Annotated in this window: 21 protein-coding genes and 1 riboswitch; of the genes, 8 read left to right on the top strand and 13 right to left on the bottom strand. The window is 67.6% G+C overall.

Annotated elements, in window-relative coordinates; translation table 11 throughout:
• Positions 1-129 precede the first annotated feature (129 nt).
• Positions 130-2,256 (bottom strand): 4-alpha-glucanotransferase, encoded by a 2,127-nt coding sequence (malQ, locus tag ACFWBU_RS12220; RefSeq protein ID WP_378528377.1) that lies wholly within the window; start codon positions 2,254-2,256, stop codon positions 130-132.
• 63 nt (positions 2,257-2,319) lie between these two features.
• Entirely contained in the window at positions 2,320-3,708 is a 1,389-nt protein-coding gene (locus tag ACFWBU_RS12215; protein ID WP_378528376.1) for a hypothetical protein, read from the bottom strand.
• Positions 3,709-4,010: 302 nt separating this feature from the next.
• Here ACFWBU_RS12215 and ACFWBU_RS12210 point away from each other — a divergent pair, with 302 nt between their 5' ends.
• Entirely contained in the window at positions 4,011-4,364 is a 354-nt protein-coding gene (locus ACFWBU_RS12210; RefSeq protein ID WP_169622444.1) for a helix-turn-helix domain-containing protein, read from the top strand.
• 41 nt (positions 4,365-4,405) lie between these two features.
• On the top strand, positions 4,406-4,849 hold the full coding sequence (locus ACFWBU_RS12205) for an SRPBCC domain-containing protein (protein WP_169622445.1): 444 nt from the start codon (positions 4,406-4,408) through the stop codon (positions 4,847-4,849).
• Between the two features lie 63 nt (positions 4,850-4,912).
• Here ACFWBU_RS12205 and ACFWBU_RS12200 read toward each other — a convergent pair whose 3' ends face one another.
• The gene (locus ACFWBU_RS12200) at positions 4,913-5,917 is read right to left on the bottom strand and encodes an alpha/beta hydrolase (protein ID WP_169652761.1); all 1,005 of its coding nucleotides are present in this window, start codon (positions 5,915-5,917) and stop codon (positions 4,913-4,915) included.
• Between the two features lie 183 nt (positions 5,918-6,100).
• Here ACFWBU_RS12200 and ACFWBU_RS12195 point away from each other — a divergent pair, with 183 nt between their 5' ends.
• Positions 6,101-7,489 (top strand): wax ester/triacylglycerol synthase family O-acyltransferase, encoded by a 1,389-nt coding sequence (locus ACFWBU_RS12195; RefSeq protein WP_378528374.1) that lies wholly within the window; start codon positions 6,101-6,103, stop codon positions 7,487-7,489.
• Positions 7,490-7,508: 19 nt separating this feature from the next.
• On the opposite strand, the gene ACFWBU_RS12190 is transcribed toward ACFWBU_RS12195, so the two are convergent.
• The 4 genes from ACFWBU_RS12190 to ACFWBU_RS12175 all read right to left on the bottom strand — a co-directional run bounded on the left by ACFWBU_RS12190 (position 7,509) and on the right by ACFWBU_RS12175 (position 10,756).
• Complete coding sequence (locus tag ACFWBU_RS12190) at positions 7,509-8,249, bottom strand: ABC transporter ATP-binding protein (RefSeq protein WP_169622448.1); 741 nt, start codon at positions 8,247-8,249, stop codon at positions 7,509-7,511.
• Positions 8,246-9,052: an ABC transporter permease gene (locus ACFWBU_RS12185; protein ID WP_169622449.1), complete on the bottom strand. Its 807-nt coding sequence runs from the start codon at positions 9,050-9,052 to the stop codon at positions 8,246-8,248. Before ACFWBU_RS12185 ends, ACFWBU_RS12190 begins: the two co-directional genes overlap by 4 nt.
• The gene (locus ACFWBU_RS12180) at positions 9,033-10,019 is read right to left on the bottom strand and encodes an ABC transporter substrate-binding protein (protein ID WP_378528373.1); all 987 of its coding nucleotides are present in this window, start codon (positions 10,017-10,019) and stop codon (positions 9,033-9,035) included. Before ACFWBU_RS12180 ends, ACFWBU_RS12185 begins: the two co-directional genes overlap by 20 nt.
• A gap of 23 nt (positions 10,020-10,042) precedes the next feature.
• Positions 10,043-10,756, bottom strand: coding sequence for a TenA family protein (locus ACFWBU_RS12175; RefSeq protein ID WP_169622451.1), 714 nt, complete (start codon positions 10,754-10,756; stop codon positions 10,043-10,045).
• Positions 10,749-10,845: riboswitch (TPP riboswitch) on the bottom strand. (Overlaps the previous gene by 8 nt.)
• A 127-nt stretch (positions 10,846-10,972) precedes the next feature.
• Between ACFWBU_RS12175 and ACFWBU_RS12170 the strand changes: the two genes are divergently transcribed.
• Together ACFWBU_RS12170 and ACFWBU_RS12165 are read left to right on the top strand one after the other, a co-directional pair.
• Complete coding sequence (locus ACFWBU_RS12170; RefSeq protein ID WP_296551519.1) at positions 10,973-11,293, top strand: non-ribosomal peptide synthetase; 321 nt, start codon at positions 10,973-10,975, stop codon at positions 11,291-11,293.
• Between the two features lie 66 nt (positions 11,294-11,359).
• Positions 11,360-12,925 carry a carboxylesterase/lipase family protein gene (locus tag ACFWBU_RS12165; protein ID WP_169622452.1) on the top strand — a complete coding sequence of 522 codons (1,566 nt, stop codon included), beginning with the start codon at positions 11,360-11,362 and terminating at the stop codon, positions 12,923-12,925.
• A gap of 32 nt (positions 12,926-12,957) precedes the next feature.
• On the opposite strand, the gene ACFWBU_RS12160 is transcribed toward ACFWBU_RS12165, so the two are convergent.
• From ACFWBU_RS12160 to ACFWBU_RS12135, 6 genes are all read right to left on the bottom strand, one after another.
• On the bottom strand, positions 12,958-13,254 hold the full coding sequence (locus tag ACFWBU_RS12160) for a GNAT family N-acetyltransferase (protein ID WP_169622453.1): 297 nt from the start codon (positions 13,252-13,254) through the stop codon (positions 12,958-12,960).
• A gap of 21 nt (positions 13,255-13,275) precedes the next feature.
• Positions 13,276-13,905 carry a Type 1 glutamine amidotransferase-like domain-containing protein gene (locus tag ACFWBU_RS12155; protein WP_169622454.1) on the bottom strand — a complete coding sequence of 210 codons (630 nt, stop codon included), beginning with the start codon at positions 13,903-13,905 and terminating at the stop codon, positions 13,276-13,278.
• 5 nt (positions 13,906-13,910) lie between these two features.
• The gene (locus tag ACFWBU_RS12150; RefSeq protein ID WP_169622455.1) at positions 13,911-14,753 is read right to left on the bottom strand and encodes a maleylpyruvate isomerase family mycothiol-dependent enzyme; all 843 of its coding nucleotides are present in this window, start codon (positions 14,751-14,753) and stop codon (positions 13,911-13,913) included.
• Entirely contained in the window at positions 14,750-15,190 is a 441-nt protein-coding gene (locus tag ACFWBU_RS12145; protein WP_169622456.1) for an HIT family protein, read from the bottom strand. Before ACFWBU_RS12145 ends, ACFWBU_RS12150 begins: the two co-directional genes overlap by 4 nt.
• Before the next feature lie 4 nt (positions 15,191-15,194).
• The gene (locus tag ACFWBU_RS12140) at positions 15,195-15,947 is read right to left on the bottom strand and encodes an NAD-dependent deacetylase (protein WP_378528372.1); all 753 of its coding nucleotides are present in this window, start codon (positions 15,945-15,947) and stop codon (positions 15,195-15,197) included.
• 227 nt (positions 15,948-16,174) lie between these two features.
• Positions 16,175-16,537, bottom strand: coding sequence for a DUF488 domain-containing protein (locus ACFWBU_RS12135; protein ID WP_169622458.1), 363 nt, complete (start codon positions 16,535-16,537; stop codon positions 16,175-16,177).
• Positions 16,538-16,787: 250 nt separating this feature from the next.
• On the opposite strand from ACFWBU_RS12135, the gene ACFWBU_RS12130 reads away from it, so the two are divergent.
• The 3 genes from ACFWBU_RS12130 to ACFWBU_RS12120 are packed head-to-tail and all read left to right on the top strand — an operon-like array spanning position 16,788 to position 19,678.
• Complete coding sequence (locus tag ACFWBU_RS12130) at positions 16,788-17,915, top strand: Re/Si-specific NAD(P)(+) transhydrogenase subunit alpha (protein WP_169622459.1); 1,128 nt, start codon at positions 16,788-16,790, stop codon at positions 17,913-17,915.
• Positions 17,916-18,251, top strand: coding sequence for an NAD(P) transhydrogenase subunit alpha (locus tag ACFWBU_RS12125; protein WP_169622460.1), 336 nt, complete (start codon positions 17,916-17,918; stop codon positions 18,249-18,251).
• Positions 18,248-19,678 carry an NAD(P)(+) transhydrogenase (Re/Si-specific) subunit beta gene (locus tag ACFWBU_RS12120; protein WP_296551506.1) on the top strand — a complete coding sequence of 477 codons (1,431 nt, stop codon included), beginning with the start codon at positions 18,248-18,250 and terminating at the stop codon, positions 19,676-19,678. Before ACFWBU_RS12125 ends, ACFWBU_RS12120 begins: the two co-directional genes overlap by 4 nt.
• Positions 19,679-19,689 lie beyond the last annotated feature (11 nt).

The following is a 19,689-nucleotide window of genomic DNA, read 5'->3' as shown; positions in this document are numbered from 1 at the left end:
TTTCGTGGGCTGGGTATTTTGTGATTATGATAATGTACCGGTGCGGTACGCCGCGGATATGGTGGCGATGTACCTCATTTAGTCTCCGGCGGTGACCCCCCCCGGTCCGAGGATCGGGTGGCTGCACGGTCAGTCCCGAGCGGTAGCGGGCGGTGAGAGTGCCGCTGCGAGTGCGGCGAAGCGCTCGTTGCCCGCGAGATCCTCGAGCAACACCGCCTTGCCGTGCTCGTCGGCGAGCGGAATCCGCCAGTTCGGGTACTCGTCGACGGTGCCCGGCTGGTTCTGACTGCGTCGTTCGCCCACAGCGTCTGCAAGCGAAAGCCCCAGCAGCACAGAAGGACTGGTCGCGATCAGGCGATGCAGCGACTGCACAGTGACCGCGTCGTCGGAGTCGTCCTCCGACACCGGGAACCCGTGTTCCCTCGCGAGCCGCAGCACCGCATCCCGTGCGACCGCTTCGTCGGCCAGTTCCGTCTCGAGGTCGCGTTCGAGCAGTCCGAGCGCCGACCGCAACGTGATGTGCTCGGCAGCAAGGTAACCGGACGTGGGCGGCAGGTCATGGGTCGTCACGGAGGTCAGGCACAGCCTGCGGTAGGTCTCGGGGGAGCGAGGGGTGTCGCCGTCCTTCTCGAACCACAGGATCGACGTGCCCGCGATTCCGCGCCGGGCCAGATACTCCTGCACCCACTCCTCGAACACACCGAGATCCTCGCCGATCACCACGGCATCGGCACGCTGCGCCTCGAGCGCGAGAATGCCGATCAGGGCCTCGTGGTCGCTCCGTACATAGGCGCCGTCCGCGGGGGAGAAGCCTTCCGGGACCCACCACGTACGGAACAATCCGAGGATGTGATCGACCCGGACACCTCCCGCGTGACGCAGTGCCGAGCGCACCACATCGCGGTACGGAAGGTAGCCCACCTCCGCGAGTCGGTCCGGCCGCCACGGTGGCTGATTCCAGTTCTGCCCGTTGCGATTGAAGTCGTCCGCGGGAGCGCCGCCCGTGACGCCCGAGGCGAGCACATCACCCAGGGTCCACGCGTCGGCGCCGTCCCGGCGCACACCGACCGCCAGGTCGTGAACGATCCCGATGTCGAGCCCGGCGGCGCGAGCGCTGTCCTGTGCGTCGGTGAGCTGCTCGTCGCACACCCACTGCAACCACCGATAGAAATCGATTCGGCCGGCAAGTCTCTCCCGGAGTTCGCCGACGCCCGGGGCGTCGGGGGACGGCGCGCGGGTGAGCCATTGCGACTTCCGGGAGCCGAACTTCTCGGCCAGCGCACACCACAGTGCGAAGTCGTCGAGCGCCGCTCCGCCCTGGGCGCAGAACGCGTCGAACCGTGCCTGCCGCGCGGGGCCGCGAGGCACCCGGTACACATGCTCGAGCATGTCCAGCTTCGCCCGGTACGTGGTGTCGCGGTCCAGTTGCGCCGCCTTCTTGTTCACCTTCGTGAAGCGGGCTGCGCTCTCGTCCAGCTTGGCGCGGTGCTTGCGCGGCAGATACGCGGTTTCGGGGATGTTCTCGACCCGCACGTACAGCGGGTCGACGAACCGGCGGGACGACGGGAGATAGGGCGACGGCTCGTGTGGCGGGACCGGCTCGGCGGCGTGCACCGGATTGACCAGGACGAAATCTCCGCCGTGCCCGCCGGTGACGGCCGCGAGGTCGGCGAGATCGGCGAAATCCCCGATACCCCACGAACGGCGTGACCGTACCGAATACAACTGCGCCGCAAGGCCCCAGCGTTGCTGTTGCAGGATTCGGTCGGCTGTCGCCAGTCGCACCGGCGTGACGACGAGTGTCGCCGTGCTCTCCACGTCGTTGCTGCGCGCGTGCAGCGTGTGCCAGCCGAGGGGCAGGCGGGGCACCGCGAAGGTGGCCCGGCCGACGAGCCGGTCGTCGACGAGACGTGGGTCCACCCAGACATCGAGTTGCTCGACGGCGACCTCACGGCCGTCCTCGTCGACCACCCACACCGACACCGGGTCGCCGTGCGGGACGTGGACGGGAAAGGTCCGCTGTTCGTTCTCCGTGACCACCAGGGACGGCGGCAGCATCTGCCGCCACGGCCGGTCGGGTACATCGGCGAGCGAGGCCGAGATCTGCTCGGGAGTGGCGGCGGGAACGTCCAGCGCTGCCAGGATCCGTTGCAGCGTGCGGTCCGAAACATCGTGCTCGTCGCCGTCCCAGCCGACGTAGGTCGTGGAGATCCCGTGATGGCCGGCCAGTTCTCGTAGATTTTCCGTCGACGTCACGATGTCGAATCATGCCAGCAAGCCGGGCCGGTCGCAGACGCAGACCCGGTAGCTGCTCGACGGTCAGTCGCCGAAGCCGTCGAACAGGGTGGGTTCGTCGGGGTTGTCGAACAGGGCGGGCTGGTCGGGCGGGAGCGGCTTCGAGCGGGGCGCACGCTGCTTCGGCTCGTCGCCCTGTCGCTCGAGGAGTTCGAGTGCGGCGGTGAGCGAGCGGCCGGTCAGCTCCCACTGGTGTGCCTTGGCGTCCGCCTCGGCCACGCCGTCGTCGTTCCCGGACGCCGCGCGCGCGAGTGCCTCACTCGCCCAGCCGACCTGCTGTTCGTTGCTCATGTCGAGGAACGCCTGCAGGTGCTCGGACTCCCAATCGCCGAGCGCAGCGACCGTCCTCGTGGGGATTTCGACCTTGCCGTCGAGGTGGAAGTCGCGCAGTGCCAGCAGTGGCAGCGGAAGATCTTCTTCTCCCGCGGGTGTCCACGGCGGATCCTCGAACGATTCGGGGACACACTCGTGGTCGGGTTCCTGTTCGCGCAACGGCATACCGCCGACGTGCGACGCGAACGCGTTGTCGACGGTTTCGAGGAACTGTGCGAGCCCGTCGAGTGCGGACACCAGGTGCGCGGGTACGAACGGTGACGCGGGCAGATGGTTCACCACGGCGAGACGGTCGTCGACGAGGACGAATTTCTGGTGGGGCCAGCGCCGATTGAGATCGGACACCACTTCCGCCGCCCGGGTGCGGCCGGTGATGGAATGGACGATCGGGGCGAACAGGTCGACCGACGCGCCACCCGGACCGACGCCGACGAACACCAGCACTCCGTCGATCTTGAGAATCAGATCGCCGTCCTCGTCCCAGGCGGGGCACTCGCCGATGCGGTCGTGCACGGTGGATTCGATCAGCTCGCGGATGTGGTCCTCGCTCACGGGTTCGACGGCGAGTTGGGAAAGCACCGCCGGGCGGCTCTCGGCCCGTGGCCCGGGCGGCTCGAACACCGGTGTGCGTCCCGCGCCGAACGTCTCGGACCGCAGGAACAACGGATGCGGCACGCCCCAGACCTCGCGCAGCGCACGGACGGACAGTTCGGCGAGCTGATCGGCCCACGCCAGCGGCCGGTCGATCCAGAACGCGGGGGATCCACCGTCTTCCGGGTCGTCGGCGCCACGCGACGGCGCGTGCAGCCCGAGTTCGAGCAGCAACGCCTCGTCCTCCGGGCGCAACCTGCGGTTGTCCGCGAGATGGGTGTTGGACGGCACCTCGCACCGCACCTGGTCTTCGTCCCATGCGTAGAACTGCACGCACGGCCCGGCGGGCCCGGCCGACTCCTCTGCGAGAGGCTCGAGTACCAGGCCGTCGCCGTCCTGCATGGCGGCGACGTGGTCGGCCAGTCGCGCGCGGAATTCCCGCCACGCCAGATCGACGTCGCGGTCGAAGCGGTTGTGCGCCTCGGCCATGTTCGGCCCCCCTTCCTTGCTCCGGTCCCTTCTCAGGGCTTCGACCCGTGCCAAAAAACACTAGTCGCCCCTACCGACACCGCGCTCGGCACACCGCACCGACCGCACCGCTCCTGGCCGGACCGGCGGGAATGGGAGACAGGCAACCCGACCGGTGCGCAACCGATGGTTGCACTGTAGTGAGGGAAGGGCTAGCGTGATGTGCAACCACCAGTTGCATATGGAGCATGTATGGACAGAAAACCGGTTGCCGTCGAACTCGCCCCGTTCGGGGCCGAGACAGGCTGGGGGACTGTCACTCCATGAGCGTGTCGGTCGACGACGATCTGTGGTCGGCGATAGGGGATCCGACCCGTCGGCGGTTGCTCGACCTGCTCCTGACGGAGGGCGAGGGCACCGCAACAGGTCTCAGCGAACATCTCCCCGTGACCCGGCAGGCCGTCGCAAAACATCTCGGTGTGCTGGACCGGGTCGGCTTGGTGCACGTCGCGCCTGCCGGGCGGGAACGCAAGTACCGGGTTGACGAGGTGCAACTCGCTCGCGCAGTCGCGCAGCTGTCCTCGGTGGGGTCGGGGTGGGATGCCAGGCTCCGGCGCATCAAGCGGGTCGCCGAGGCTCTCGAGCGTGAGACGGACCGGAACGGCACATCGCCGTGACGTGACGGAGACGCAACAACACCGGAAAGGAAGTACCCGAAATGGTAGACATCCTGCACAGGGTCGGGATCGAGGCGCCGGTGGCGCAGGTCTATGCCGCCCTGACCACCGCCGAGCGGCTTGCCGGCTGGTGGACGACCGACACCCGAGGTGACGGCGACGACGTCGGCGGCACGCTGCGATTCCGGTTCGGGGCCGGAGGATTCGACATGAAGGTCCTCGAACTCGATCCGGATACGCGGGTGCTCTGGGAGGTGATCGACGGACCCGAGGAATGGATCGGCACACACGTGTCCTGGGACCTCGAGCAGGTCGGCGACTACACCATCGTGCTGTTCGGCCATCGGGGCTGGAAGGAACCGGTGGAATTCATGCACCATTGCAGCACCAAGTGGGCACTGTTCTTGATGAGCCTGAAGTCGTTGATCGAAACCGGCACGGGCACTCCGGATCCCCACGACGTCAAGATCGACAACTGGAACTGACGTCTCTCTCGTCCCGTACGGCGCGGGTTCCTCGTCACCCCACCCTGATCCCCGTGGGAATCGTCAACCCAGGGCGCGGACGAACCGCCCGACCTCCGAGAGTGCGCGCGTCCCCTCGGGGACCACTCCGGCGGCAGCCTGGAACACGTGGATCTGCTTCTCCCAGACCTGCACTTCCGCCGGCACTCCGGCCGCTTCGAGGCGCTCGCCCATCAATCGGGCATCGGTGTAGACCATCTCTTCCGAGCCGGTCTGGATGAGCGCGGGCGGCATGCCTGTGAGGTCGAGGTCCACGGGCGACACCACGGGCGCGTAGCCCTCGCCCCCGCGGCTCTCGGCGCGCCGGACGAGGCCGAGAAGGACGGGGACGGCACGTCGCGGAAACAGGGCGCACCGGTACGAGTTCGGGTGATCGAGTTTGGGGAACGGGTCGAGGTCGGTGAGCGGCGACAACGCGACGGTGCCGGCCACCCGGCCGAGCCCGAGGCGCAGCGCCTCGTGTGCGACGGCGAATGTCAAGAAGCCGCCGGCAGAGTCGCCCGCGACGACGATCCGGTCGATGGGATATCCGCGGGAGAGCAACCACCGGAGGCCCGCGATCCCGTCCTCGACCGACCGGCGGATCGGATGGCGGGGCAGCATCCGGTAGCCCACCGACAGCACGGGCGCCTGCGTTGCCGACGAGATCCGGGAGACGAGATTGCGGTGGGTCGCGAGCCCGCAGCACAGGAACGCTCCGCCGTGGAGGTAGAGAACGGCCTGCTGGTCGCCCACGTTGCCGGTGTACAGGAATTCCGCGCGGCAGTCGGGCAATCGCACCTCGTGTCGACGGGTGCCCTGGACCGGACGAACCGAGAACGCGGCCCGGTCGACCAGCGACGCGGGCCACGGAAGCGACGGCGTGAACGCCCATGCCTCGATGAACGGCCGGACAGTGCGCCGGACGGACATCGACAGTGCACGGGACTGCAGACTCACCCCGGCGAACTCTCTGACGAGCGGCGGCCGGTCGGGGGACGGGATCGCTGCCGTGTTCGGTACTGCTGCCTTCGTTACTGCACTGCGCATGGTCGCCGGCACCTCCTTGTACCGCTGCACCCGTGCGGCGGTACCCGTCGCTCGGCGCCCGGCGATGCGCGTCCGGTTCGGAAACGTGCGAACCCCGGATTTTCCAGAGTACCCCCGACGTACGATGCCGTGTGACGTGCGTTACACGAGGGACTGGCGAAGGGGGCAGAGCCCGTGGGGATCATGCCGGTGACCGATTCGATCTTCTTGCTCGCAGAATCGAGAGAGCATCCGATGCACGTGGGATCGCTCGAAGTGTTCACTCCACCGGAGGGTGCGGGTCCGGACTACGTGTCCGACCTGTACGCGCAGTTCCTCGCGACCGAGGTGGTGGACGAGGCGTTCCGCAAACGCCCCGGGTATCCCGTGTCCAGCCTCGGCTACCTGTGGTGGTCGGTCGACGAGGAGGTCGATCTCGAATACCACGTCCGGCACTCGGCGCTTCCCGCGTCGGGACGGTCCACGGACCTGTTCGCCCTCGTGTCCCGGCTTCACGGCACTCTGCTCGACCGGCATCGGCCACTGTGGGAGATGTACCTCGTCGAGGGGCTCGAAGGTGGGCGGTTCGCGGTGTACACGAAACTGCACCATTCGCTGATGGACGGTGTGACGGGCCTTCGTCTGCTGCACCGCACGCTCGATCCCGATCCGGATTCCTCCGAGACGAGGGTTCCGTGGAACCTGCCGCATCACGAGCGCCCCACCACCGCGGCGACCGGCGAACAGGGCAACGGGCTGCTGTCCACACCGACCGCACTTGTCGGGGCGGTGCGGGGACTGGCCGGTGACGCGGTCGAAGCCGCCGCGGGCGTCTGGCGGGTCGCAAGCACCCTCGTGGGGCAGCGCAGCGTCGCGCTACCGTTCGAAGCCCCCCGGTCGATCTTCAACGTGCCGATCGGCGGCGCGCGGCGGTTCGCGTCGCGCTCGTGGCCGCTCGACCGCATCGCACGGGTGCACGACGCGGCGGACGCGACCGTCAACGACGTCGTGCTGGCCGTGTGTTCGGGTGCCCTCCGCGCGTTCCTGCTCGAACTCGACGCACTGCCCGAGGATCCCCTCGTCGCGATGGTGCCGGTCTCGTTGCGCACGGCCGACAGGATCGATGCGGGCGGGAACTCGGTGGGGGTGACGCTGTGCAATCTCGGAACCGATTCCCCCGACCCGGCCGAACGGCTTCGGGTGATTCGTGCCTCGATGAGCGAGGGGAAGGCGCTGTTCCGCGGGCTGACGCCGGTCGAGGCTCTGGTCTGGTCGGCGGCCAACATCGCTCCGCTCGGTCTGACACCCGTACCCGGCGTCGTGCGCTTCACGCCCCCGCCGTTCAACCTCATCATCTCCAATGTCCCCGGTCCGCGAGAACCGCTGTACTGGAAGGGAGCACGGCTGGACGGGGTGTACCCGACCTCCGTGGTGCTCGACGGGCAGGCCCTGAACATCACGGTCACCAACACCGACGGCTCGCTCGACGTGGGGATCGTCGGATGCCGCCGCACGCTTCCGAGTCTGCAACGGTTGCTCGGGCATATCGAGCAGTCGCTCACCGATCTCGAGGAAGCGTTCGGCGTGGTGTGAGACGCGTTCCGGCCGTGCGTCACCGGCCTTCGTGCAGCATCGACACCAGTTCGCGTTCGACGTCGACGAACGCAGGGTCGGTGAGGGTCCGTAGCGACCGAGGCCGCGGGAGCGGGACCCGGACCTGGTGACGGATGGTGGCCGGCCGGGCCGAGAGAACGAGGACGCGGTCGGAGAGCAGGATCGCCTCCCGGACGTCGTGGGTGATCATCAGCACCGTCCACCGGTCGCGGTCCCGGACGCCCTGTAGCCACAACTGCATGTCGGTGCGGGTGAGCGAGTCGAGGGCGCCGAACGGTTCGTCGAGCAGCAGTACATCGCGCCCCTGAAGGACGGTGCGGGCGAGTGCCGCTCGTTGCCGCATCCCGCCCGAGAGTTGACCCGGCCGCGCGTGTTCGAATCCGGAAAGTCCGAATGCGGGAAACAACGAGCGGGCCCGCTCCCGGGCCCGGCGTCGCGGGGTGCCCTGGACCTCGAGTCCGAGGGTGCAGTTGTCGAGGACGCTGCGCCAGGGAAACAGCAGATCCTTCTGTGGCATCAGCGCCACCCGGCCGGGTGCTGCGGGAGTTCCGCCGATGGAGACGGCGCCGGCGTCGGGCGTGTCGAGTCCGGCGATCACACCGAACAGCGTGGATTTGCCCGACCCGCTGGGTCCGATGACGGAGACGAACTCTCCGGCCGCCACGTCGAAGTCGATACCGTCGAGGACGGTGTTACCGCCGAACGACCGGCGTAGGCCGGTCACGGACACCGCGCTCACGGCCGGGTCTCCGGCGTCGATGCCCACGGCGCGACGAGTCGCTCCGCGGCGTAGGTGAGCAGATACAGGAGCAGAGAGACGGCCGCGGTGACGGCGACCGCCGCGAGCACCAGGTCGGTGCGGAAGGAGTTCTTCTGTGTCGCCATATAGATACCGAGTCCGGAAGTGGCACCGACATATTCGGCGAAGACTGCTCCGACCACCGCGTAGGTGATTCCGATACGCAACGACGTGAAGAAACGGGGCAGTGCCGAGGGGAGTCGCACGTACCTGAACTCCTGCCGGCGACTGGCGCCCATGCTTCGCATCAGCGCGCCGGCTTCCCGGTCGGCTGCCGCGAAACCCTCGATCAAACCGATCGTCATCGGGAAGAACGTGGCCAGGGCAATGACCAGGATCTTGGGCAGCAGACCGAATCCGAACCAGATGATCATCAACGGTGCGATCGCGATGATCGGGAGCGTCTGCGACACCACGAACAAGGGTACGAACGCGCGCCGCAGCCAGCCGGAGAAGTCCACCGCGACCGCGAGTATCCACGAGATCACCAACGACACGGCGAACCCGGCGAGGGTGACCTGCAAGGTCGCCGCGGCGTGGCCGGCGAGATCGGCGCGATGCGCCCATCCCTGCGTGAGAACCCGGCTGGGAGGGGGCAGGACCTGTGGCCGGATGCCGGTCGTCCGTACGTACCATTCCCACCCCGCGACCATCAGCACGGCCACGGTCGCGGCGGGCAGCAGGGCGTGCAGACGTCCGGCTGTGCCCCTCCGCCAAGTCTTTTCAGGGAGCAAGGTAGGCATCGGTGAAGTAGGCCGACCAGTCGGGCTCCTCGGTCAGTGTGGCGCCGTCCGCTCCGGCGAGCAGGCCCGCCTCGAACAGGAACCGGGAGTATCCCGACCAACGCTCGAGATCGAGTGTGCCGACCTGCCCGCTGTCGTCGCGCATGTAATCCGCCGACAACATCTGCTGACTCTCGAAAACGAGCGATTCGTCGGTGAACAAGCCGGGATCGGCGTCGATGAGGTGTTGCGCTCCGCGCTGCGGATCGTCCGCGGCTATCCGGTACCCCTGCTGCAGGGCCTGGATGAACGCCCGGGCGCTGTCGGGATGCTCCGACATCCAGGTCTCGTTGCCGTCGACCACGATCGAGTAGGCGTCGGGGAACCCGTAGTCGCTGTGCGCGAAGTACCGCATGGGCAGGCCGCGGTGTTGCGCCTCGAGGCCTTCCCAGGCGACATACGACACGGTGAAGTCGGCGGTACCGGAATACACCGCCTCGTACGCGGAGGTGCCCAGCACGACCGAGGTGAATTCCCCTGTGCCACCGTCGTTGCGGATCACCTGACTCAACGTTTCGTTGTCCCCGGGATCGCCGAACCCGGCATAGGTGAGACCGTCGAGGTCCCGGGGGGACTGCAGGTCGGCCCGGTCCGCCCGCACGCCGATCGCGGTCGCGCGGTGTTGTAGCGGGGCGAGGACGGTGACGGTGTCCGACCCCGCGGCGCGGGAGAACGTCGCCTGCGAGTGTGTCGAGATTCCGAACTCGGCGGCCCCGGCGTCGATCAGCAGATCCGGCGTGGTGTTGCTGTACGGCAGGATTTCGACGTCGAGTCCGGCCTGCTCGAACAGTCCTTCCCGAATGGCCACGTAGAGCCCGGTGTGGTTGGTGTTCGGAGTCCAGTCGAGGGCGAACCGGATGGTGCCGTCCGAGGCGGGATCGTTCGCGCACGCGGGCACGGTGGCCAGCGCGCCCAGAGCGACGAGCAAGACTCCGAGGCGGTGGCCGAGCCTCACGAACCGGGCCAGGGACGAGTGTCGAGGGCGTCGGCCCAGAACATGAGTTCGTACCGGGTGGCGATCGTGAACGCCTCGGCCATTGCCTCGCGGTCGCGGTCCGTGGCGGCTGCGCCCGCCGCGTCGACGAGTTCGCGGGCCGTCGTGGCCGATGCCCGGAACGCCTCGTCGTCGTATGCGGCCACCCACTGTGCGTACGGGTGTGCGGGATTCGCGGAGAGGACATCTGCCGCGTGAACTGCGAGGTCGCGGGCTACTTCGGCATAGATCCAGAAGCAGGGCAGCACGGCGGCGGCCCCCACCGGATACGGCGCGGTGGCGACAGTCGCCGTCAGATACGACACGTAGCCCAGGCACGCCGGGGAGTGTGTGATCGGCCCTGATGACGGGGGCAGCACGCCACCGGAGAGCAGGGTGTTGTGGAGAACGGATTCCTCGGTGGCCGCGGTGGCGGCACTCGTCGCCCAGAACGCCCCGGTGCCGGCGTCCGGCGACTTCGCGGAGAGCAGCGCGAGGGCCTTCGAGTAACCCGCGAGGTACAACGCGTCCTGCTCGATGTAGGTGCGGAACGCGTCGAGTGGCAGGGTTCCGTCACCCAGGCGACGCAGGAACTCCAGGTCGTCGATCGCGGCCCGGAGGGGACGCGTGTGGTCGTGGAGAAAGTCGGTGAAACGGCCCGGGGCCGGGGAACTGTGTGCAGGCACGGTCATGCCGAAACATCCCTTCGTCAGAATTACCTGATCAGGTTCGACGGGTGTGATCTCAGCCCCGCAAATGCGGAGCACCCCGTGTCGGTCTCCGCGACCATAGCACCAGTTGCCGGCGGCACGAAGCCCCCTGCCCCTGCAGTCCCATTCTGCTCAATTCGGACCAAACTCTCTGTATGTTAGTGGGACCGAGAACGACCGTTCGACGAAGGCGGGGATGTGCAGAAGTTCGAAACCAGTTGGCCCGCAATGTCGGAACTTCCCCGAATGCTCGCCGGCGCCGTCCGCTGCGAGCCGGAGGGGGTCGCGCTGACCCGGGGTTCGGTGGCAGTCACCTACCGCGAACTGCACCGTGAGGTCGAGGCACTGAATGCCGCGATGGGCGTTCTGCTCGGCCCGGCATCACTGGTCCCGATCGCGCTGGCCACCGTCCTACCCGAACTGTCCGAGACGCACACCGGAGAACTCCGTCGCGCTCTCGACGAACTCGTCTGCAGGCTCGTCGACCACGAGTCCTGCCCCCAGGCGTCCGCTTCCTGACCTCCCGTCCCACCCGGTCTCACCGGAGTCGGTCTGCCCGCGTAGCCGTGATTGGTACGTTGGCGAATGGTCGGGTCATCGGGAGGTCACGTGGACACTGCAACGCTCACCGTCGACTGCAAGTACGGGCAGGTACGCGGATACCGCGACGGCCCGGTGTTCTCGTGGAAGGGCATCCCGTACGCAGCGTCCACCGGGGGCGCCCGGCGTTTCCGCTCGTGCGAGCCACCCACACCGTGGGACGGCGTGCTCGACTGTGACAGATACGGGCCCATCGCTCCGCAGAGCCGCCAGAGCCCCATCCGCATCGAGCCGGGGATGACGATGGGGGAGGACTGCTTGTCCCTCAACATATGGGCGCCCGAACCCGACGGCCGAGCACGGCCCGTGATGGTGTGGATCCACGGCGGCGCGTACGTGCTGGGATATTCGGGGCAGAAGATCTACGACGGGCGCCTGCTGTGCGAGACCGGCGACGTGGTGGTGGTGACTCTCAACTACCGGCTCGGGCCTCTCGGGTTTCTCGACCTGTCGTCCTTTTCCACTGAGGAGACCACCTTCGAAAGCAACGTCGGACTGCGCGACCAGATCGCAGCGCTCGAATGGGTGCGAGACTGTATCGCAGGATTCGGCGGAGATCCGGACGACGTCACCTTGTTCGGGGAGTCCTCCGGAGGCGGTTCCGTCACCACCCTGATGACCGTCCCTCGAGCGGAAGGCCTCTTCCACAAGGCCATTGCGCAATCGCCTCCCGCTACCTCCGTCTACGGGCGCGAACGCGCCGCCATGGCTGCCGAGCGTTTCCTCGAGATTCTCGAACTACCGCGATCCCGCGTCGGGGAGTTGCTCACCATGCCCACCGATACGCTCGTCGAGGCATCGGAAATCCTCGTCGGCGAAGTGCCGACGAAGGTGCCCGGCACCCTGGCGATGACGCCCGTCGTAGACCGCGATCTGGTGCCGAAGTATCCGGTCGCCGCGTTCCAGAAGGGTCTGTCGCACCGCATTCCGCTCATCATCGGCTCCAACAAGGACGAACCGTCCATCTTCAGATTCATGAAGTCGCCTCTGATGCCGGTGAACGACACCGCGATCCAGGCAATGTTCAAGGCGCTCGCCGACGACCGGCCCGACCTCGAACCGGACCGCCTCGCCGATATCATCGCTGCATACCCGGACCTCACGAAAACCAGTGGCGCGCTCGCACTCTCGGGCGACGCGGGTTTCCGGATGCCGGTGGTCTGGGTTGCCGAGGCGCACAGCGTGCACTCTCCGACATGGGTGTATCGCTTCGATCACGCCACCCCGATCCTGCGCGCCGCGCGGATCGGCGCGGGCCATGCCACCGAATTGCCGTATGTGTTCGGTAATTTCGGAACGCTCGGGCGGGACCCCACGTTCTGGCTGGGCGGCAGGAAAGCGGCGTCGGAGGTGGCGGAACGTATCCGGCGGCGGTGGCTGGCGTTCGCACACCACGGTGTGCCGGCGGCGCTGGACGGATCCGCGCACTGGCCGCCCTACGAGCCGGAGCACAGGCTGACGCTGCTGCTCGACGCGCAGGACTCCGTCGTCGCCGACCCGGACGGTGCGTTGCGGCAGGCATGGGGCAGTCAGGTGATGGGCTTCAACTGACGCCGGGCCGTCCGGGTGCGGCGCCCGGCCGGTCAGTTGCGATATTCGGGGTGCTCCGCGACGAACTTCTCGACGTACGAGCACGACGTCCCGATCTTCAGACCTTCCTTGCGGGTCTCGTCGAGGGCGAACCGCACGATTTCTGCGGCGAGCCCCCGGCCCCGGAAGTTCGGGTCGGTGACGGTGTGGTCGAAGTCGCGCAGGTCGCCGCGCTGCGAGTAGTCGGCGTAGGCGGCGAGGGAGTCGCCCAGGTAGAGCGCGAAGCGGGACTGTTCGGGCAGATGCTCGACACGGGTGTCGGTGCTGCCGGACTCGGTGTGCTGTGTCATGTTCTCACCGTACCGCCGGAGTCACCGCGGGTCGGTCTCCACGACGAGCGCGTCGTCGTCCGTCAGTGCGACGAAGGGAATTGCGTTGTCGCGCATGTACCGCAGGCTTTTCTCGATGCCCTCGTCGCCCAGTGCGGACGCGCCGGCGTGCGGAACGACGGCATGATCGATCCATCCCAGACCATCCCAGACGACGTCCGTTCCGCACGCGGTGCGCACCTCCTCCGGATCGTCGGAGAACTCGATTCCCCGCAGCGACGGAGTCACCACGCAGGCACCGGCGCTGTACCCGGCGTACGCCAGTTCGTTGCTGCCGACGAGATCGGTGAGCACTGCGTCTGCGCCGCTACGCGCCAACTGCGCGCGCAGCACGAACGTGTTCCCACCGCGCACCCACACCGCTGCGAACCCGCGCAGCCGGGCACGCAGCGAGTCGGGGTCGCCGAGGTGGTCGCGCAGATCGATCTCCTCGGGGACGAATCCCCGCGAGCGAAGCGGTTCCCTCTCGCTCGTGACCGCGGAGCGGCGAGCGGCCGGCGGCCACGCGTCGGCCGCGTTGGCGATCACAGCGATGCGGCCCGGGGGACCGACCACGCGCAGGAATTTCGACGGGTCGGACCCGAGCCGGTACGACGAGAGGAACAGTCGCACGGGAATCAGATGGTGAAGGCGAGGTTCTCGACGAGGCGGCGCCCGACGGCGGTATCGCCACCGAGCGTGATCTCGTCGAGTCGGTCGACTGCGCGCACCCGTCCCCCCGCCAGTCGCACGAACAGACTCGAGTCCATCGCGATCGTCGTCGTCGGGGGGCCGGACAATTCGGGTACGGCCGTGGCGCGCCCGTCCACCTCCACGTGGATGGTGCGAGCGAGCGGTCCGCTCAGCTCGAGGGTGATGCGCGCGCCGTCGGGTGCCTTACCGAGTTTGCCGAACACGAACGGCACCGCACCGAAGATCTCGGCAGAACCCAGTTCGCCCCGCGGGCCGCCTTCGTCGCCGGGCGCACCGATCGCATCCCGGATGTCGAGTTCGTGGAGCCAGCAATCGAAGATGCGGATGCGCATGAAGCGCCCGTAGGTCGCCCGGCCCACCGGCGTGTCCGCGGGCGCCTCGAAATCCTCCTGCGTCATCGCCGACAGTTGCTCGGTGCGGTGCGCGACGATCTGCCGATACTGCGCGAGCACCTCCGAACCGGGCGTTCCACGCAGCGACTCGACCCAGTGTTCGTTGAAAGCACCGATCTCGTTGCGCACGTGGGCGAGCGCATGCACGTCGATGTTCACGTGCGGCGCCTCGATCCCGGCCAGCATCGACTCGGTGCCGATCAGGTGAGCGACGATGTCCTTGACCGTCCAGCCCGGAAGATTCGTCGGCGTGAACCACCCGTCGCTGTCCAGGGCGGCCAGCAGCGAGTCGATCACCGCGAATTCTTCGAGCAGGAGCGGCCGGATGGTGTCGACGGGAAAATCGACTGCGGTGCTGCCCGGTTGTGACGTCATGAGTTCTCCTCGGAGGCGAGACGGTCGAGTCCTGCGCGAATTGCCGCCGCGGTGGCGTCCGGATTCTGGGCTCGCCGGCGGACCAGGCCGACGCCGAGGCGAATACGGTCACCCTTCCTGCGGGGAATCACGTGCAGGTGCGTGTGGAAAACGGCCTGGAACGCGGCGCGGCCGTCGTTGAGTACCAGGTTGGTGCCGTCGGTGGTGAGATCCGAGCGGCTGAGTGCGCGCGAGAGACGATGTCCGGCGCGGAACATCGAGGCACCGAGTTCGGGTTCGAGGTTCTCGAGCCGGGAGACGTGCTCACGCGGCACGACGAGTACGTGTCCCCGCGCAACCGGGCGGGCGTCGAGGAAGGCGACCACATCGTCGTCCTCGTAGACCCGCGCGGCCCGTGCGGACCCTGCCACTATGTCGCAGAACACACAGGAACCCATCGCGTCACTCTAGCGTCCCCGCAGCAGCCACCAGACCGGGCAGCCCCACCGCTGCCGTGGTCCGCCAGACCGCCTCGACCCGGGACGACAACTCGGTGTCCTGGGGGTTGATCTCGACGACCGGAACGCCGTGGCGGTCGGCCAACTCGGGCAGCTCCGCCGCCGGGTACACGATCCCCGAGGTGCCGACGACGAGCAGCACATCCGCGACGCGCAGGGCGGCGACTGCCGCGTCCCAGGGTTGCCGGGGCAGCATCTCGCCGAACCAGACGACCCCCGGGCGGCCGGCTCCTCCGCACGTGTCACACGTGGGGGGCGCGATGCGCTCGAGGGGTTCGCCGGGCGGTGCGGGCAGGTCCATCGGGCGCTCGCACTCGCTGCACCGGGGTTCGAAGAGGCTGCCGTGGAGGTGCGCGAGAACGGTGCTGCCGGCGCGCTCGTGCAGGTCGTCGACGTTCTGGGTCACGATCGCGAGCTTTGTGGTGCGTCCCCATTCGGCGAGCGCGTGATGACCGGCGTTGGGAGCGACGTTGCGTACGAGCGCGACCCGCCACTGGTACCACGCCCACACCGCGTCCGGATCGGCTTTCCAGGCCTCGGGGGTTGCGAGGGCAGCAGCATCGAAGTTCTCCCACAACCCCGTCTGCGCGTCACGGAAGGTGGGCACGCCGCTCTCGGCGGACATTCCGGCGCCCGAGAGCACCGCTACGCGGCGCGCGCCGCGGGTGAGATCGAGGACCGCGGCAGGAACATGCATGGAGTCAGGGTAGAAGAGTGCCCGGGCCTCCGGACGGATTCCCGGCACTGCCTGGATCGGTGGGAGCGCGGACGCAGCGGGAACACGGCGACTCCGGGTCGTCGAGGACCAGGCCGCAGTCGGGGCAGACGAGGTGCAGCAGGCAGGCCGGCTCGCCCCCGTCGTCCTCCCTCGGTACACCGGTCATTGCAGGGCGTCTCTTTCCTGTCAGTGCTTCTTCTGATGCGTCAGTGTTCTCTCAGATAATCGGCGAGTACCCGCGCGCCGCTGTGCTCGACGTCGCGTGTGGCGGTGAGCAGCACGAGTGCCCGTCCGTCCGCCTGCTCGTCGAGACGGGCGATGGCGTCGCCGGCCGCAGGAGATGCCAACTCCGTGCGGTAGCGGTCGCGGAATTCCGTGAACAGAGAGGTGTCGTGGGAATACCACTTGCGAAGATCTGTCGAGGGAGCGAGGTTCTGGGCCCATTCGTCGTAGTGGAAGGCGTCCCGTCGGAGGCCCCGTGGCCAGAGACGGTCCACGAGAACCCGGAACGGCTCCTCGTCGGCGGGGTGGTCGTAGACCCGTTCGACGGTGACCGTGCGGTGTGGCATGGCGTTTCCTTTCCGCGTCGTGCGCTCACAGAATGTGCGGCAACCTTGTGAAGTGAGGTGTGTCACATTCTTGCATCATCTTGCTGTTCGGACTCGATTCAGACGATTCGTGCAAGTTGCAGGTCGCGTGCCGTCCCGGTAGGCCTGCATAGAGTCACCACGAGTGCAGGCCGTCACATGGCCCGATCGCACGCACATCTCGCCGCCGATCGCGGCGCCGCGCACTTCATCGACGCAGGAGTCAGAGAAATTGAGTACCGAAGGATCGAATACGGGGAGCGGAGCGCACCGCCGTCCGACCGTCGGCGTGGTTCGTGAAACCCACGGCGGTGAGCGGCGTGTCGCGCTTGTTCCGAAGATCGTGCCGTCGCTGATCGCCAAGGGCCTCGACGTGATCGTCGAAGCCGGTGCGGGTCTCGGCGCCCTCATACCCGACGCCGCTTACAAGGAAGCGGGCGCTCAGATCGGCGACGCCTGGTCGTCCGACGTGGTCGTCAAGGTCGCACCACCCACCGACGCGGAGATCGCCCGGCTCGGCTCGGGACGCCGGCTCATCGGTTTCCTCGCGCCGCGCAACGCCGACAACCAGATCGGTGCGCTCGCTGCTGCCGGTGTCGAGGCGTACGCCGTCGAGGCCATCCCGCGCATCTCCCGCGCCCAGGTCATGGACGCACTGTCGTCCCAGGCCAATGTGGCCGGCTACAAGGCTGTCCTGGTCGCCGCGAACGAATCCACGCGGTTCTTCCCGATGCTCACCACCGCGGCGGGCACCGTCAAGCCCGCCACGGTGCTGGTGCTCGGCGTGGGCGTCGCCGGCCTGCAGGCACTCGCGACCGCCAAACGGCTCGGCGGCCGGACCACCGGCTACGACGTCCGCCCCGAGGTCGCAGATCAGGTGCGCTCGGTCGGTTCCCAGTGGCTCGACCTCGGCATCGACGCCGCGGGCGAGGGCGGATACGCCCGTGAACTCAGCGACGACGAGCGTGCCCAGCAGCAGCAGGCGCTCGAGGATGCCATCAAGGGCTTCGATGTCGTCATCACCACCGCGCTGGTGCCCGGCCGTCCCGCTCCGCGCCTGGTGACCGCCGCGGCCGTGGAGGGAATGCGGCCGGGCTCGGTCATCGTCGACCTCGCCGGCGAAACCGGCGGCAACTGCGAGCTCACCGAACCGGGGCAGACCGTCGTCAAGCACGGAGTGACCATCTGCTCGCCGCTGAATCTTCCCGCGACGATGCCGGAGCACGCGTCAGAGCTGTACTCGAAGAACGTTGCGGCCTTGCTCGAGCTCATGCTCGACGAGAACGGCACGCCGGCCCCGGACTTCTCGGACGAGATTCTCGCCGAGGCGTGCGTGACCCGCTCGAAGGAGACCCCCTAGATGTACAACGAACTGTTGGCGAACATCGCGATCCTGGTTCTGTCCGGGTTCGTCGGTTTCGCAGTGATTTCCAAAGTCCCGAACACCCTGCACACCCCATTGATGTCCGGCACCAACGCCATTCACGGAATCGTCGTGCTCGGCGCCCTCGTGGTGCTCGGTCACCTCCCGGCCGACGCGCCGTGGAGCATCAAGGTCATCTTGTTCGTGGCGCTCGTGTTCGGCACGCTCAACGTGGTCGGCGGCTTCGTCGTGACCGACCGCATGCTCGCAATGTTCAAGCCCAAGAAGGACTCCGGCAAGGCTGCCGCGACCAAGGGAGCCGACGCCCGATGAGCTACCTCGTGTCAATCCTCTACATCATCGCCTTCGGCATGTTCATCTACGGTCTGATGGGCCTGACCGGCCCGAAGACCGCGGTGCGCGGCAACTACATCGCCGCGGTGGGCATGCTGCTCGCCATCGTCGCCACCCTCATCGACATTCGTGACACCGGCAACTGGATCATCATCGCCGCCGGCCTGATCGTCGGTGTCGTGCTGGGTGTCCCGCCGGCGTTGCGTACCAAGATGACTGCGATGCCGCAGTTGGTCGCCATGTTCAACGGCGTCGGCGGCGGCACCGTCGCGCTCATCGCCTGGGCGGAGTTCCTCGACACCGACGGCTTCACCCGGATCGACGGCTCGCCCACCGTTCACATCGTCATCGGTTCGCTCTTCGCCGCGATCGTGGGCTCGATCTCCTTCTGGGGGTCGATCGTCGCGTACGTCAAGCTTCAGGAACTCCTGAACAAGAGCGTCGAGAAGAAGCTCGTCGGAGGCGCGAAGCTGTTCCAGATCGCCAACGTTCTTCTCGCCGTGGCGTCGCTGGCGATTGCCGTCTACATCGGAATCAACGCCGATCCCGCGAACGATCCCACTGCGGGCATCTGGATTCTCGGATTGCTGGTCGTCGCCGGCCTGATGGGTCTGTTCGTCGTGCTGCCGATCGGCGGCGCCGACATGCCGGTCGTCATCTCGCTGCTCAACGCCCTGACCGGTCTGTCCGCCGCGGCTGCGGGCCTCGCACTGAACAACACCGCGATGATCGTCGCGGGCATGATCGTCGGCGCCTCCGGCACGATCCTCACCAACCTCATGGCCAAGGCCATGAACCGCTCGATCCCCGCGATCGTGTTCGGGTCGTTCGGCGGTGACGGCGGAGCGGCCGGCGTCGCCGGTGCAACCGGCGGCACCGTCAAGGCGACCTCCTCGTCCGACGCGGCGATCCAGATGGCCTACGCCAACCAGGTCATCGTGGTGCCCGGCTACGGTCTCGCCGTGGCGCAGGCACAGCACGCGGTCAAGGAGATGGCATCGCTGCTCGAAGAACGCGGTGTCGAGGTCAAGTACGCGATCCATCCCGTCGCGGGACGGATGCCGGGTCACATGAACGTCCTGCTCGCCGAAGCCGAGGTGTCCTACGACGCGCTCAAGGAGATGGACGACATCAACGGTGAGTTCAACCGCACCGATGTCACCATCGTCATCGGCGCGAACGACGTCACCAACCCGGCCGCGCGGCACGACTCGTCCAGCCCGATCTACGGAATGCCGATCCTGAACGTGGATCAGTCGAAGTCCGTCATCGTGCTCAAGCGGTCGATGAGTTCCGGCTACGCGGGTATCGACAACCCGCTGTTCACGGCGGACAACACCTCGATGTTGTTCGGCGACGCGAAGAAGATGGTCGCCGAGGTCACCGAAGAGCTGAAGGCTCTCTGACCCCTCGCTTC

Source organism: Rhodococcus sp. NPDC060084 (genome assembly GCF_042730335.1).
Classification (GTDB): domain Bacteria; phylum Actinomycetota; class Actinomycetes; order Mycobacteriales; family Mycobacteriaceae; genus Rhodococcus.
This window is presented reverse-complemented; position numbering and strand designations above follow the sequence as displayed.

Coding starts and splice junctions, on each gene's coding strand:
- ACFWBU_RS12215 (WP_378528376.1), bottom strand. CDS start 3,708: ATGGCCGAGGCGCACAACCGCTTCGACCGCGACGTCGATCTGGCGTGG.
- ACFWBU_RS12210 (WP_169622444.1), top strand. CDS start 4,011: ATGAGCGTGTCGGTCGACGACGATCTGTGGTCGGCGATAGGGGATCCG.
- ACFWBU_RS12205 (WP_169622445.1), top strand. CDS start 4,406: ATGGTAGACATCCTGCACAGGGTCGGGATCGAGGCGCCGGTGGCGCAG.
- ACFWBU_RS12200 (WP_169652761.1), bottom strand. CDS start 5,917: ATGCGCAGTGCAGTAACGAAGGCAGCAGTACCGAACACGGCAGCGATC.
- ACFWBU_RS12195 (WP_378528374.1), top strand. CDS start 6,101: ATGCCGGTGACCGATTCGATCTTCTTGCTCGCAGAATCGAGAGAGCAT.
- ACFWBU_RS12185 (WP_169622449.1), bottom strand. CDS start 9,052: ATGCCTACCTTGCTCCCTGAAAAGACTTGGCGGAGGGGCACAGCCGGA.
- ACFWBU_RS12175 (WP_169622451.1), bottom strand. CDS start 10,756: ATGACCGTGCCTGCACACAGTTCCCCGGCCCCGGGCCGTTTCACCGAC.
- ACFWBU_RS12165 (WP_169622452.1), top strand. CDS start 11,360: ATGGTCGGGTCATCGGGAGGTCACGTGGACACTGCAACGCTCACCGTC.
- ACFWBU_RS12160 (WP_169622453.1), bottom strand. CDS start 13,254: ATGACACAGCACACCGAGTCCGGCAGCACCGACACCCGTGTCGAGCAT.
- ACFWBU_RS12150 (WP_169622455.1), bottom strand. CDS start 14,753: ATGACGTCACAACCGGGCAGCACCGCAGTCGATTTTCCCGTCGACACC.
- ACFWBU_RS12145 (WP_169622456.1), bottom strand. CDS start 15,190: ATGGGTTCCTGTGTGTTCTGCGACATAGTGGCAGGGTCCGCACGGGCC.
- ACFWBU_RS12140 (WP_378528372.1), bottom strand. CDS start 15,947: ATGCATGTTCCTGCCGCGGTCCTCGATCTCACCCGCGGCGCGCGCCGC.
- ACFWBU_RS12135 (WP_169622458.1), bottom strand. CDS start 16,537: ATGCCACACCGCACGGTCACCGTCGAACGGGTCTACGACCACCCCGCC.
- ACFWBU_RS12125 (WP_169622460.1), top strand. CDS start 17,916: ATGTACAACGAACTGTTGGCGAACATCGCGATCCTGGTTCTGTCCGGG.
- ACFWBU_RS12120 (WP_296551506.1), top strand. CDS start 18,248: ATGAGCTACCTCGTGTCAATCCTCTACATCATCGCCTTCGGCATGTTC.